The organism is Microbacterium sp. SORGH_AS_0421 (genome assembly GCF_030818635.1).
Lineage (GTDB): Bacteria > Actinomycetota > Actinomycetes > Actinomycetales > Microbacteriaceae > Microbacterium.
This window is the reverse complement of sequence record NZ_JAUTAO010000001.1, coordinates 2,653,425-2,666,231: the sequence shown is the minus strand read 5'-3', so window position 1 is coordinate 2,666,231 and position 12,807 is coordinate 2,653,425. Positions and strand designations below refer to the sequence as shown.

14 protein-coding genes are annotated in these 12,807 nt (G+C 71.7%); all 14 read left to right on the top strand.

What is annotated here, in order from left to right; translation table 11 throughout:
- The first annotated feature begins 70 nt into the window (after positions 1 to 70).
- Entirely contained in the window at positions 71 to 2,053 is a 1,983-nt protein-coding gene (locus QE416_RS12680; protein WP_307316690.1) for a primosomal protein N', read from the top strand.
- Between the two features lie 50 nt (positions 2,054 to 2,103).
- On the top strand, positions 2,104 to 3,021 hold the full coding sequence (gene fmt / locus QE416_RS12675) for a methionyl-tRNA formyltransferase (protein ID WP_307316688.1): 918 nt from the start codon (positions 2,104 to 2,106) through the stop codon (positions 3,019 to 3,021).
- The gene (locus QE416_RS12670) at positions 3,018 to 4,388 is read left to right on the top strand and encodes a transcription antitermination factor NusB (RefSeq protein WP_210075187.1); all 1,371 of its coding nucleotides are present in this window, start codon (positions 3,018 to 3,020) and stop codon (positions 4,386 to 4,388) included. Before fmt ends, QE416_RS12670 begins: the two co-directional genes overlap by 4 nt.
- An 82-nt stretch (positions 4,389 to 4,470) precedes the next feature.
- Positions 4,471 to 5,142 (top strand): ribulose-phosphate 3-epimerase, encoded by a 672-nt coding sequence (gene rpe / locus QE416_RS12665; RefSeq protein WP_210075188.1) that lies wholly within the window; start codon positions 4,471 to 4,473, stop codon positions 5,140 to 5,142.
- 384 nt (positions 5,143 to 5,526) lie between these two features.
- On the top strand, positions 5,527 to 5,790 hold the full coding sequence (locus QE416_RS12660) for a phosphoribosyl-ATP diphosphatase (RefSeq protein WP_094732978.1): 264 nt from the start codon (positions 5,527 to 5,529) through the stop codon (positions 5,788 to 5,790).
- A gap of 46 nt (positions 5,791 to 5,836) precedes the next feature.
- Positions 5,837 to 6,679: an ATP phosphoribosyltransferase gene (gene hisG, locus QE416_RS12655; protein ID WP_210075190.1), complete on the top strand. Its 843-nt coding sequence runs from the start codon at positions 5,837 to 5,839 to the stop codon at positions 6,677 to 6,679.
- Positions 6,679 to 7,443 carry an imidazole glycerol phosphate synthase subunit HisF gene (gene hisF / locus QE416_RS12650; RefSeq protein WP_307316682.1) on the top strand — a complete coding sequence of 255 codons (765 nt, stop codon included), beginning with the start codon at positions 6,679 to 6,681 and terminating at the stop codon, positions 7,441 to 7,443. Before hisG ends, hisF begins: the two co-directional genes overlap by 1 nt.
- Positions 7,440 to 7,778 (top strand): phosphoribosyl-AMP cyclohydrolase, encoded by a 339-nt coding sequence (gene hisI, locus QE416_RS12645; protein WP_307316680.1) that lies wholly within the window; start codon positions 7,440 to 7,442, stop codon positions 7,776 to 7,778. Before hisF ends, hisI begins: the two co-directional genes overlap by 4 nt.
- Positions 7,778 to 8,365: a Trp biosynthesis-associated membrane protein gene (locus tag QE416_RS12640; RefSeq protein WP_210075195.1), complete on the top strand. Its 588-nt coding sequence runs from the start codon at positions 7,778 to 7,780 to the stop codon at positions 8,363 to 8,365. Before hisI ends, QE416_RS12640 begins: the two co-directional genes overlap by 1 nt.
- 241 nt (positions 8,366 to 8,606) lie before the next feature.
- Positions 8,607 to 8,837 carry a DUF6704 family protein gene (locus QE416_RS12635; RefSeq protein ID WP_103209588.1) on the top strand — a complete coding sequence of 77 codons (231 nt, stop codon included), beginning with the start codon at positions 8,607 to 8,609 and terminating at the stop codon, positions 8,835 to 8,837.
- On the top strand, positions 8,837 to 9,616 hold the full coding sequence (gene trpC, locus QE416_RS12630; RefSeq protein ID WP_307316677.1) for an indole-3-glycerol phosphate synthase TrpC: 780 nt from the start codon (positions 8,837 to 8,839) through the stop codon (positions 9,614 to 9,616). The genes QE416_RS12635 and trpC overlap by 1 nt, the downstream gene beginning before the upstream one ends.
- Positions 9,613 to 10,956 (top strand): tryptophan synthase subunit beta, encoded by a 1,344-nt coding sequence (gene trpB, locus QE416_RS12625; protein ID WP_267787367.1) that lies wholly within the window; start codon positions 9,613 to 9,615, stop codon positions 10,954 to 10,956. Before trpC ends, trpB begins: the two co-directional genes overlap by 4 nt.
- On the top strand, positions 10,953 to 11,744 hold the full coding sequence (trpA, locus tag QE416_RS12620; RefSeq protein ID WP_267787368.1) for a tryptophan synthase subunit alpha: 792 nt from the start codon (positions 10,953 to 10,955) through the stop codon (positions 11,742 to 11,744). Before trpB ends, trpA begins: the two co-directional genes overlap by 4 nt.
- A gap of 10 nt (positions 11,745 to 11,754) precedes the next feature.
- Positions 11,755 to 12,759, top strand: coding sequence for a prolipoprotein diacylglyceryl transferase (lgt, locus tag QE416_RS12615; protein ID WP_267787369.1), 1,005 nt, complete (start codon positions 11,755 to 11,757; stop codon positions 12,757 to 12,759).
- Positions 12,760 to 12,807 lie beyond the last annotated feature (48 nt).

Here is a 12,807-nt window from a genome sequence, read left to right as displayed (position 1 = left end):
CCGGGGGAGTGCGCTCCGCCCGCCCACAGGTCTTCCCGCGCGACGGCGTTCACGGCGGGGGAGTCTCCTCGTGAGCGAGCGTCGCGTGGCGCGCGTGCAGCTGGAGTCGCCCGTGCCGCAGCTCGACCGGCTGTTCGACTACGCCGTCCCTCATCCGCTGGTCGCCGACATCGCCCCGGGCGTCCGGGTCAAGGTGCCGTTGCGCTCGGCGGGGCGGATGATGGACGCCTTCGTCATCGAGGTGGTGGCCGACGACGGCTCGGAAAGACCGCTGTCAGCGGTCGAGGCGGTCGTCTCGCCCATGCCGGTGCTGCCCGAGCGGCTCTACACGCTGGCAAGGCGGGTGGCCGATCGTGCGGCGGGGTCGGTGAGCGACGTGCTGCGCCTCGCGGTGCCCAAACGCATGGTCCGCGCCGAGAAGGCGTGGGCTGCCGCCCCCGCACCCACCCCGCCCGAGGTCGTTCCCGCCGCCCTCGAGCGCGCCACGGCGACCCTCGCTCCGTACGCGGGCCTGGCCGCAGCCCTCGACGCGGGGGAGCGGATCGCCCTCGACGCGCCTCCCCATCCGCACGCCGAACTGCCGCGCGGAGCCTGGGCCGACCTCCTCGCGTCCGCCGCGGTGCACACCCTCGCCCGCGGGCGCAGCGCCGTGCTCGTGGTCCCCGACTACCGCGACCAGGCGCAGCTGATGGCGGCGCTGGGCGAACTCGTGAGCCCGGATGCCATCGTCCGCGACGACTCCGACCAGTCCGGCCCGGCTCGCTATGCGCAGTACCTCCGCACCCTCGCTCCGGTGCCGTGCATCGTCGTCGGCCGCCGTTCGGGCGTCTACGCCCCCGCGCACGACACCGCTCTCGTGGCGATCTGGGACGACGGCGACACGCTTCTCGCCGAGCCCCTCGCCCCCGGTGTCCACGCGCGCGATGCGGCCCTCGTGCGCCAGGAGATCGAGGGCTCGGCCCTGCTGTTCGCCGGGCACACCCGCACCACCGACGTCCAGCGGCTGGTCGACGTCGGATACGTCCGCGACATCCCGCAGACGCGCAGGCCGAGCCCGCGCGTGGTGCTCAGCGCGACGCGAGAGGGAGAACAGCGGCAGTCGCGCGTTCCGTCGTCGGCGTTCGCCGCCGCCCGCGAGGCTCTGCAGCACGGTCCGGTGCTCGTGCAGGTCGCTCGTCCCGGGTACGCGCCCTCTCTCGTGTGCGCCGATTGCCGGCGCCCCGCGCGCTGTCAGCACTGCGCGGGCCCCCTGCGCGCGGCCCGGCCCGGCGCGACTCCCGTGTGCGCCTGGTGCGGCCGCAGCGCCCACGCCTGGGCGTGCGGACACTGCGGCTCGACCAAGCTGCGCATGGCCTCCTCGGGCAGCGAGCGCACCGCCGACGAGCTCGGCCGCGCTTTCCCGAACACGCGCGTGATCGTCGCCGACGGCGCCCACCCGGTGGCCGAGGTCGACGCCGCCCCCGCTCTGGTGATCGCCACGCGCGGCGCGGAGCCCCTCGCTCGCGGAGGCTATCGCGCCGTCATCCTGCTCGACGGCGACCGGATGCTGCAGAACGAGGCCCTGCGCATCGCCGAGCACTGTCTGCGCTGGTGGTCGAATGCCGCGGCCCTCGCCGCCCCCGGCGCTCCGGTGCACCTCGTGGGAGTCGCCGGCCCCGTCGCCCGGGCCCTCGCCACCTGGACCCAGCCCGCCTACGCCCGCGCCGAACTGCTCGAGCGGCTTCCCCTGCGCATGCCCCCGGCCGTGCGCGTGGCCAGCGTCGACGGACATGCCCGGAGCGTCGACGTGCTGCTCGAGTCGCTGCGTGAGAGCGTGCCCGACCTCGACGCTCTCGCGATCCTGGGCCCGGTCGACACCTCCGCCGACCCCGACACCTCGACCTCGCGCGCCCTCGTGCGCTTCGACTACGCCCACGGTCGCGCCGTGGCCGATGCGCTGCGCGCGGGGGTCATCGCCGATGCCCTCCGGGCGCGCAAGTCGCGCAAGGATCGCGGCCCCAAGCCGCGCAGTACGCTCAGAGTCCGCCTCGACATCCCCGAGCCCGACCTCTGAGCGGCGGCACCCCACCCCGTCCGTCCGTTCCCGAGAGTCTGAGGAGACCCATGCGCCTCGTCTTCGCCGGCACACCCGCCGTCGCCGTCCCGTCGCTGCGAGCCCTGGCATCCGGCCCGCACGAGATCGCGGCTGTCGTCACCCGCAGCGACGCCCCGCTCGGGCGCAAGCGCGTCCTCACGCCGTCACCGGTCGCGCAGGCGGCCGCCGAGCTCGGCATCCCGATCATCAAGGCCGACCGGCTCGACGCCGACGTCACCGAACGCATCACCGCCCTCGACGCCCAGCTGGGTGTGATCGTGGCCTATGGCGGTCTCGTTCGCGAACCGCTGCTGTCGACCCCCGCGCACGGGTGGATCAACCTGCACTTCTCCCTGCTGCCTCGCTGGCGCGGCGCGGCCCCCGTGCAGCGCGCCCTCATGGCCGGTGACACGGCGACGGGAGCGAGCGTCTTCCAGCTGGTGGCCGCGCTCGACGCCGGAGACGTGTTCGCCGAAGAGCGCTACGACATCCCTGCCGGGGCCACTTCGGCCGACCTGCTCGACTCCCTCGCCGAGATCGGCGCCCCCCTGCTCGCGCGTGTCGTCGACGGTATCGCCGACGGCTCCGCGGTCGCCGTTCCACAGCAGGGCGACCCCACCCTGGCCCCCAAGCTCACGCTCGAAGACGGCGCCCTCGACCTGACGCGGGATGCCGAGAGCCTCCTGCACCAGATCGCCGGAGTCACCCCCGAGCCCGGCGCGCACACCACGCTCGAGGGGGCGCGCTTCAAGGTGCTGCGCGCGACTCCCGCCGAGGCCCCGCCGCTGCCGCCCGGCCGGGTCGTGGCATCCGGAAAAGACGTTCTGGTCGGCACCGGGACCACTCCTCTCCGCCTCGAGACGGTCCAGCCGTCCGGCAAGGGCGCGATGCCCGCCGGTGACTGGTTCCGGGGCCTGCGTTCGAGCGAACCGGTGCTGGGCGCATGAGCGTGCAGGGAGCACGCGCCGTCGCCTTCGAGGTGCTGCGGGCAGTGTCGGGGGACGAGGCCTACGCCAACCTCCTGCTGCCGCACGCGATCGCTCGACAGCGGCTGGATGCCAAGGACGCCGGACTCGCGACCGAGCTGACCTACGGAACCCTCCGTCGACGCGGAACGTACGACGCGATCATCGCGGTGGCCGCCGACCGCACGGTCGACCGCATCGACCCCGCGGTCCTCGACGCCCTGCGCCTCGGTGTGCACCAGCTGCTCTCGACCCGCGTGGCCTCCCACGCCGCGGTGAACGAATCGGTCGAGCTCGCCCGCCGTCACGGCGGCGGCAAGGGGGCTGCGGGCTTCGCGAATGCGGTCCTGCGCCGCGTCTCGCGCGACAACCCCGGAGAGTGGATGCAGCGCATCGCCGCCGGCGCCCGCAGCGACGACGAACGCATCGGCCTGACCACCTCGCATCCCGTATGGATCGTGCGGGCGCTGCGCCGCGCGTTGACCGCCGAGGGCCGCGCCGACGAGCTCGAGGGACTGCTCGAAGCCGACAACGTCGCCCCGCGCGTCGCGATGATCGCCCTGCCGGGCCTCGCCGAGGTACCCGAAGACGCGACCGCCACGAGATTCGCTCCGACCGCCTTCACCACGCGCGGGGGAGACCCCGAAGGCCTCATCCGTTCCTCGCACGGCCGTATCCGCGTGCAGGACGAAGGCTCGCAGCTCGCAGCGCTGGCCCTCAGCCGAGCGCTGCCGGTTCGGGAGGGGGAGCGGTGGCTCGACCTGTGCGCGGGCCCCGGCGGCAAGACGGCGCTGCTCGCGGCCGAGGCGCTGGCGCACGGCGCGCACCTCGACGCCAACGAGATCGCGCCGGCCCGAGCGGGACTGGTGCGCCAGGCCGTGGCATCCGTCCCCCTCGAGGTCGAGGTGAGCGAAGAGGACGGGCGCGTTCGCGCGGCCCGGATGCCGGGGGAGTACGACCGCATCCTCGTCGACGCCCCGTGCACGGGGATCGGCGCGCTGCGTCGTCGTCCCGAGGCCCGGTGGCGCAAGACCCCCGCCGACGTGCCGGATCTCACCGCCCTGCAGCAGGAGCTCGTGCTCGCGGCGTTCGAGGCACTCAAGCCCGGCGGGGTGGTGGCGTACGTCACGTGCTCGCCGCACCTCGCCGAGACCTCGGGGGTGCTCGCCGAGGTCAAGCGCGCGCTCGGCGAGGCCGCCGAAGAGCTCGATGCCCGCGCCGTGGTGCGTTCGATCGCGCAGGACGAGATCGATCTGCCCGAGCAGGCCGACGGGTCGCTCCGCGCGCAGCTGTGGCCCCACCGCCACGGCACCGACGCGATGTCGATCGCCCTGCTCCGAAAGCGCTGACTCCGACTTCCCGCGCGTGCGTCGCCGGGACCCGCTGCCGCGCGCCCGCCGGGAGCGACAGCCGCGCACCCATAATGGTCGGGTGCCTACCGACGCCCCGCGCATCAACCCGAGCATCCTCGCCGCCGACTTCGTGAACATGGAGGCCGAGCTCGCGCGCATCGCGGGTGCCGATTTCGTGCACGTCGACGTGATGGACAACCACTTCGTGCCGAACCTCACCTTCGGTCCCCAGATGGTCGGCCGCATCCAGGAGACCAGCCCCGTCCCACTCGACGTTCATCTCATGATCGACGACCCCGACCGTTGGGCACCGGACTACGCCGAGCTCGGGGCCGCTTCCGTGACCTTCCACCTCGAGGCCGCGGCATCCCCGATCGCCCTCGCCCGCCGGCTGCGTTCGATCGGTGCTCGCGCCGGTGTGGCGGTCAAACCCGGCACGCCCGTCGAGAACCTCTTCGAGTCGCTGAACGAGTTCGACCAGATCCTCGTCATGACCGTCGAGCCCGGCTTCGGCGGCCAGTCGTTCATGCCCGAGACCATGCCCAAGCTCCGCGCCCTCGCCGATGAAGCGAAGCGCCGCGGCTCGAGCGTGTGGCTGCAGGTCGACGGTGGCATCGGCGAGTCGACCATCGCGCAGGCGGCCGAGGCGGGGGCCGACACCTTCGTCGCCGGTTCCGCTGTCTTCGGCGCCGATGACCCCGACCGCGCGATCCAGTCCCTCCGCGCCACTGCCGCCCGCCACCGCCACTGACGGTCGCGCCCGCTCGGTCCGCCGGCTCCGGGCCAGGCCGCATCTCACGCATAAACGCTCTGCGCGCGTGAAAACGCGTTCTCCCCGCGTTTATGCGCGCGCAGAGCGTTTATGCGCGCCCAGGAGCCCGCTCCGGCCGCATCCGGCACCGGCCCGCGCCCAGCGCCCACGCCCCACGCCGACCCACCGCACGCGCCCCGCACGCCGCGCCGCGCGGCGACCCGCCGCCCGCTTCACGCACGCAGAAACACGATCCACGCGCACAAACACGCGCTCCCCGCGTTTATGCGCGCGCAGAGCGTTTATGCGTGCGAGCACCGGGATGCCGGGACCCCGACGCCCCAGCGGACAGCCCCACCCCCGCCGACCCGATACCCTGGACAGGTGAAGACCTTCGACGACCTGTTCGCGGAACTCAGCGCCAAGGCCGTCGAGCGACCCGAGGGGTCGGGCACCGTCGCGCAACTCGACGCCGGCGTGCACGCGATCGGCAAGAAGATCGTCGAAGAGGCCGCCGAGGTGTGGATGGCCGCCGAGTACGAGTCCGACGAGGCCGCGGCCGAGGAGATCTCGCAGCTGCTCTACCACCTGCAGACGCTCATGCTCGCGAAGGGCCTGTCGCTCGAGGACGTCTACCGACATCTCTGAGCCACGCCCCGCCTCCCACAGCTCACCCCACACGAAAGCCCCCGTCATGCTGCGAATCGCCGTGCCGAACAAGGGGTCGCTCGCCGAGACCGCCGCCGAGATGCTCTCGGAGGCCGGATACACCGGACGACGCGACTCGAAAGACCTGTACACCGTCGACCCCGCCAACGAGGTCGAGTTCTTCTACCTCCGCCCGCGTGACATCGCCACCTACGTCGGCTCCGGAGCGCTCGACGTCGGCATCACGGGCCGCGACCTGCTGCTCGACGCCCGCATGCCCGGCGCGCGCGAGGTCGAGTCGCTCGGCTTCGCCGGCTCCACCTTCCGCTTCGCCGGTCGTCCCGGTCGCTTCACCGACGTCCAGGACCTCGAGGGTCTCCGCGTCGCCACGGCCTACCCCGGGCTGGTCGATGCGTTCCTCGATGAGCGCGGCATCGCCGTCGACATCGTCCCGCTCGATGGAGCCGTCGAGTCGGCCGTCCAGCTCGGTGTCGCGGATGCCGTGGCCGACGTCGTCTCGACCGGAACGACGCTGCGTCAGGCGGGGCTCGAGATCTTCGGGCCGGTGCTCCTCGAGAGCGACGCCGTCCTCATCTCGGGTCCGAACGAGGTCGAGGGCACCGAGACGCTGCTGCGTCGCCTGCGCGGCGTGTTGGCCGCGCGCAAGTACGTCCTCGTCGACTACGACCTTCCCGCGAACCTCGTCGACCAGGCCATCGCCGTCGCTCCCGGCCTCGAGTCCCCGACGATCTCGCCGCTGCGCGACCCCGAGTGGGTCGCCGTGCGCGTGATGAGCCCGCGCCGCGACGTGAACCGCGTCATGGACGAGCTCTATGCGATCGGCGCACGCGCGATCCTCGTCACCGAGATCCTCGCCGCGAGGCTCTGATGACCCTCGCGCGTCGCGTCATCCCGTGCCTCGACGTCGCGGGCGGCCGCGTCGTGAAGGGCGTGAACTTCCTCGACCTGCGCGACATGGGCGACCCGGTCGAGCTCGCGAAGCTCTACTTCGACCAGGGTGCCGACGAGGTCACCTTCCTCGACGTCACCGCCACGGTCGACGAGCGATCGACGACGTACGATGTCGTCCGCCGCACCGCCGAACAGGTCTTCATCCCGTTGACGGTCGGCGGGGGAGTGCGCTCTGCCGATGACGTCGCGCGGCTCTTGGCGGTCGGCGCCGACAAGATCGGCCTGAACTCCGCCGCGATCGCGCGCCCCGACCTGGTCGGCGAGATCGCCGACCGCTTCGGCGCGCAGGTGATCGTGCTCTCGCTCGATGTGAAGCGCTCGGCATCCACCCCCTCGGGTTTCGTGGTGACCACCCACGGCGGCCGCACCGAGACGACCCTCGACGCCCTCGAATGGGCGCGCGAGGCCGTCGAGCGCGGTGCCGGCGAGCTGCTCGTCAACTCGATCGACGCAGACGGCACCAAGCAGGGCTTCGACCTCGAACTCGTCCGCCTCATGCGCCAGGTCGCGGCGGTGCCGGTCATCGCCTCGGGCGGCGCCGGGGCCCTGGAGCACTTCGCCCCGGCGGTGCAGGCCGGCGCCGACGCCGTGCTCGCGGCATCCGTCTTCCACTCCGGTCAGTTGAGCGTCGGACAGGTCAAGGACGCCATGGCGGCCGAAGGGATCGAGGTGCGCCGATGAGCGTCGACCGCGTGAAGTACGACGCCGACGGCCTGGTCGCCGCGGTGATCCAGCAGTTCGACTCCCGCGAGGTGCTGATGGTCGGGTGGATGGATGCCGAAGCCCTGAACCGCACGCTCACCACCGGCCGCGTGACGTTCTGGTCGCGCTCGCGCCAGGAGTACTGGCGCAAGGGCGACACCTCGGGCCACATCCAGCTGGTCAAGGGCGCGCGCCTCGACTGCGACGGCGACACCCTGCTCATCGAGGTCGACCAGATCGGCGCCGCGTGCCACACGGGCGATCACACCTGCTTCGACGCCGACGACCTGCACCCGGTCGCGGGGGAGCGCTGATGCGTCGCGCCCGTTCCTCGGCGGTGCTGGCGATGCTCCTGGCCGGAGCCATCTGCGTGATCGCCTCGACGCAGACCTGGATCGACGTCACCCTCGACGACGGCGCCCAGCAGACCCTGGCCGTCCCGGGGGCCGAAGCGCTGCCGGTCCTCACGCCGCTGAGCCTCGCCGCTCTCGCCCTGGGCGCCGCCCTCTCGATCGTCGGGCCCGTGCTGCGCTACGTCTTCGGCGCACTCGGCGTGCTGATCGCGGTCTTCCTCGGCGTCGGCACCGCGCAGATCCTCTTCGCGACCCCGGTCTCGGCGACAGCGGCGACCGTCACCGATGCGACGGGTATCTCGGGAACGGACGCCGTGGCCTCCCTCGTCTCGAGCTTGGCGCTGACACCGTGGCCGACGGTGACGCTGCTCGCGCAGATCGTTCTGCTCGCGGCATCCCTGTTCACCCTCGTCACCGCGCGCCGCTGGGCGTCGGGGGCGAGCCGCAAGTACCGCACCGCGACCGAGGCGGGGGCCGAGACCGGCCGCCCGCACGACGCGATCGACTCGTGGGACGACCTCTCGCGCGGCGACGACCCGACCGCCTGAGGTTCCGCACGCTCCCGGCTCCCGCCGGGGTCGCCGACACCCGGGCGTCCCGTGTCCCTCGGTCCCGGGACCCCTCACGACGAACACCTGCCTGACGGCGCCGTTCCGCTCGCGCAGGCGTCTGCCCGGCAGAACCACGAGACGTCGCGACATCGAGACGTCGGCGCGGGGACCGCACCCGCGTTTCGGTAGACTGATCGGACGCTTTCCCCCGCGCTCGCGCGCGACTGTAAGGAGCCCCATGAGCAACCCCATCGGCGACCCCGGCCACGGACACTCGCCCGCCGCCTGGACGGCCGTGATCATCATGCTCGTCGCTTTCACGCTCGGCACGCTGTTCTTCTGGCTCGACATGCCCGTCCTGGTATGGGCCTCGGTGGGTCTGCTCCTGGTCGGCGCGATCGTCGGCTGGGCCATGACCAAGGCCGGCTACGGCGCGAACGGCGCGAAGTCCAACCCGAAGGCTCACTGATGGCACTGGCCGATCTCACGGCCGGGGCGGTAGAAGACGCCGAGGAACGCGCCCAGTCGCGCCCCCTCGCCGAGGTCGAGCGCGATGCTCTCGCACAGACGCCTGCGCGCGATGCGCTGGCGATGCTCGCCCCCGCCGACCGCGTGAAGATCATCGCCGAGGTCAAGCGCGCGAGCCCGTCCCGCGGCGATCTCGCGGCGATTCCCGACCCCGCTCGCCAGGCCCGCCTGTACGAAGAGGGCGGGGCGTCCGCGATATCGGTTCTCACCGAGCGTCGCAAGTTCAAGGGCAGTCTCGCCGACCTCGAGGCCGTGCGATCGGCCGTGAGCGTCCCCGTGCTGCGCAAGGACTTCATCGCGACGCCCTACCAGGTGCTCGAGGCGCGCGCGTCCGGCGCCGACCTCGTGCTGTTGATCGTGGCGGCCCTCGAGCAGAAGACGCTCGCCGAGCTCTACGGCCTGGTCACCGACCTGGGCATGACCGCGCTGGTCGAGACGCACTCCGCCGACGAACTCCAGCGTGCGTCCGAGCTGGGCGCCAAGCTCATCGGCGTCAACGCCCGCAACCTCTCCACTTTCGAGCTCGACCGCGATCTGTTCGGCTCTCTCGCCGATCGTTTCCCGGCCGATGCGATCAAGATCGCCGAGTCCGCGGTCCTCGCTCCCGCCGACGTCGCGCACTACCGTGCTGCGGGTGCCGATGTCGTGCTCGTGGGCGAGGCTCTCGTGACCGGCGACCCGGTCGCCACGCTCCGTGCGTTCCTCCAGGAGACGACATGACCACCGCTCCCACCCAGAATCTTCGCGGTCAGAAGGGGCCGTTCTTCGGCGACTTCGGCGGCCGGTACATGCCCGAGTCGCTGATCGCGGCGATCGACGAGCTGACCGCGGTCTACGAGTCGGCCATGGCCGATCCCGAGTTCCACGCCGAGTTGCGCGCTCTGCTGCACGACTATGCGGGCCGTCCGTCGGTGCTCACCGAGGTACCGCGTTTCGCCGAGCACGCCGGCGGCGCACGCGTCTTCCTCAAGCGCGAAGACCTCAATCACACCGGCTCGCACAAGATCAACAACGTGCTGGGGCAGGCGCTGCTCACCAAACGTCTCGGCAAGACCCGTGTGATCGCCGAGACCGGCGCCGGCCAGCACGGTGTCGCCACCGCGACGGCCGCCGCCCTGTTCGGCCTCGAGTGCGTCGTCTACATGGGCGAGGTCGACACCGAGCGCCAGGCTCTCAACGTCGCGCGCATGCGTCTTCTCGGCGCCGAGGTCATCCCCGTCACGACCGGGTCGCGCACCCTCAAGGACGCGATCAACGAGGCGTACCGCGACTGGGTCGCCTCGGTCGAGACGACCAACTACATCTTCGGCACGGCCGCCGGCCCCCACCCCTTCCCGGCGATGGTCCGTGACTTCCAGAAGATCATCGGCGAAGAGACCCGCGCCGAGTTCCTCGAGCGCCTCGGCCGTCTCCCCGACGCCGTCTTCGCGTGCGTCGGCGGCGGCTCGAACGCGATCGGCATGTTCGATGCGTTCCTCGACGACGAGGGCGTCGCCCTCTACGGAGTGGAGGCCGCCGGCGACGGCGTCGACACCCCCCAGCACGCCGCCTCCATCGAGCGCGGTCGTCCCGGCGTGCTGCACGGCGCGCGCACCTATGTGCTGCAGGACGAAGACGGCCAGACCATCGAGTCCCACTCGATCTCGGCCGGACTCGACTACCCGGGCGTGGGTCCCGAGCACGCGTGGCTCGCCGACATCGGCCGCGCGCAGTACATCCCCGCCACAGACGACGAGGCCATGCAGGCCCTGCGCCTGCTCTCTCGCACCGAGGGCATCATCCCGGCGATCGAGTCGGCCCACGCCCTGGCCGGCGCTCTCCGCGTCGGTCGCGAGCTGGGCCCGGATGCCGTGATCGCCATCAACCTCTCGGGGCGCGGCGACAAGGACATGGACACCGCCGCCCGCTACTTCGACCTGTACGACGCCGAGCACGCTCCGCCGTCGCCCGAGGGCGCCCCGCAGACGCGCGCGGCAGAGGCCGTGGCATCCGCTCCCGGCTCTCCCGTCGGCGTCACCACCGCACCCGATGCCGCGAGCGGTGCCGGGGTCGAGCTGTGACCTCGCGCGTCTCCGCGGCGATCGAGGCCGCCCACGCCGAAGGGCGCGGCGCTTTCGTCGGGTACCTCCCCGCTGGGTACCCCGACGTCGCCTCGAGCGTCGAAGCGATCGTCGCCCTCGCGCAAGCAGGTGCCGACGTCATCGAGCTCGGACCTCCCTACAGCGATCCGGTGATGGACGGTCTGGTGATCCAGGAGGCCACGCAGACGGCGCTCGCCAACGGGTTCCGCATGCGCGATCTCTTCACGATCATCCGGGAGGTCACCGCGCGCACCGACGTGCCGATCCTCGTCATGACCTACTGGAACCTCGTCGAGCAGTATGGCGTCGACCGCTACGCCGACGAACTCGTCGCGGCCGGCGGGGCGGGGCTCATCACGCCCGACATCACCCCCGACGCCGCAGCTGTCTGGATCGCCGCGAGCGAGCGCTCGGGCCTCGACCGGATCTTCCTCGCCGCCCCCACCTCGTCGGACGAGCGTCTGAAGATGATCGTGGAGGCATCGACGGGCTTCGTGTACACGGTGTCCACCATGGGCATCACGGGGGAGCGGGCGCAGCTCGATGCCGCGGCCCGCGGGCTCGTGGAGCGCCTGCGATCCTTCGGCGCGAAGCACGCGTGCGTGGGCATCGGCATCTCGAACGCCGAGCAGGTCGCCGGTGTCGTCGAGTACGCCGACGGAGCGATCGTGGGCACCGCGCTGGTCAAGGCGCTCCGCGACGGCGGCGTCGAGGGTCTGTCGACCCTCGCGCGCGAGCTGTCTGCGGGCACCGCGCGGCGCGCCTAGACTCGAACCCATGACGTTCGCCCTCTCGAGCGCCGCCTCCGGCGTGCTCGCCAGCATCCCGAGCCCGACCATCTCGTACGTCGACCTCGGTCCGCTCCGCATCCACTTCTATGCCCTGTGCATCGTCGCGGGCATCATCGTCGCGGTCTTCCTGACCAACGCGCGCCTGACGCGTCGGGGTGCCGAGAAGTGGGTCGTCATCGACATCTGCCTGCTGGCGGTTCCGCTCGCGATCGTCGTCGCACGCATCTACCACGTGGCCACGCACGCCGGTTTCTACTTCGGCCCCGGCTCCAACCCGTGGAACATCACGCAGCCGGGCTCCGTCTGGGCCATCTGGGAGGGCGGCATCGCCATCTACGGCGCCCTCATCGGCGGTGCGATCGGCGCCATCATCGGATGCCGATGGACCGGCATCCGCTTTTGGACCTTCGCCGACGCGCTGGCTCCCGGCCTGATCATCGCCCAGGCCATGGGCCGCTTCGGCAACTGGTTCAACCAGGAGCTCTTCGGCCAGCCCACCGACCTCCCGTGGGGCCTCGAGATCGCCGCGGGCAACCCGGCCATCCCCGTCGGACTGCCATCGGGCACGCTTTTCCAGCCGACTTTCGCGTACGAGGTCATCTGGAACCTGCTCGGCGCCGCGGTGATCCTGTACGTCGGGAAGCGCTTCACCCTGCAGTGGGGAAAGCAGTTCGCGATCTACCTCGTCTGGTACTCCGCGGGCCGTATCGTCTGGGAATCCATCCGCGTCGACCCGAGCGACATCATCCTGGGCCTGCGTACCAACGTGTGGGCGGCCATCTTCGGCGTCATCCTCGGCATCGTCATCTTCGCCGTGCAGTCGCGTCGTCACCACGGCTACGAGCCGTCGCCGTACGTGCCCGGGCGCGAATCGAAGGCTTCGGGGGCTGTAGACTCAGGCGACCCCTCTGACTTCGTCGACGTGAGCGAGCCGCCCGCGACGAGCGACACCGTCGGCACCAGCGCCACAAGCAGCCCCGCCACGAACTAATTTCCTGGGCCGACGTCGTCCCATTCGAAGCATCAACGTGAGGACGGT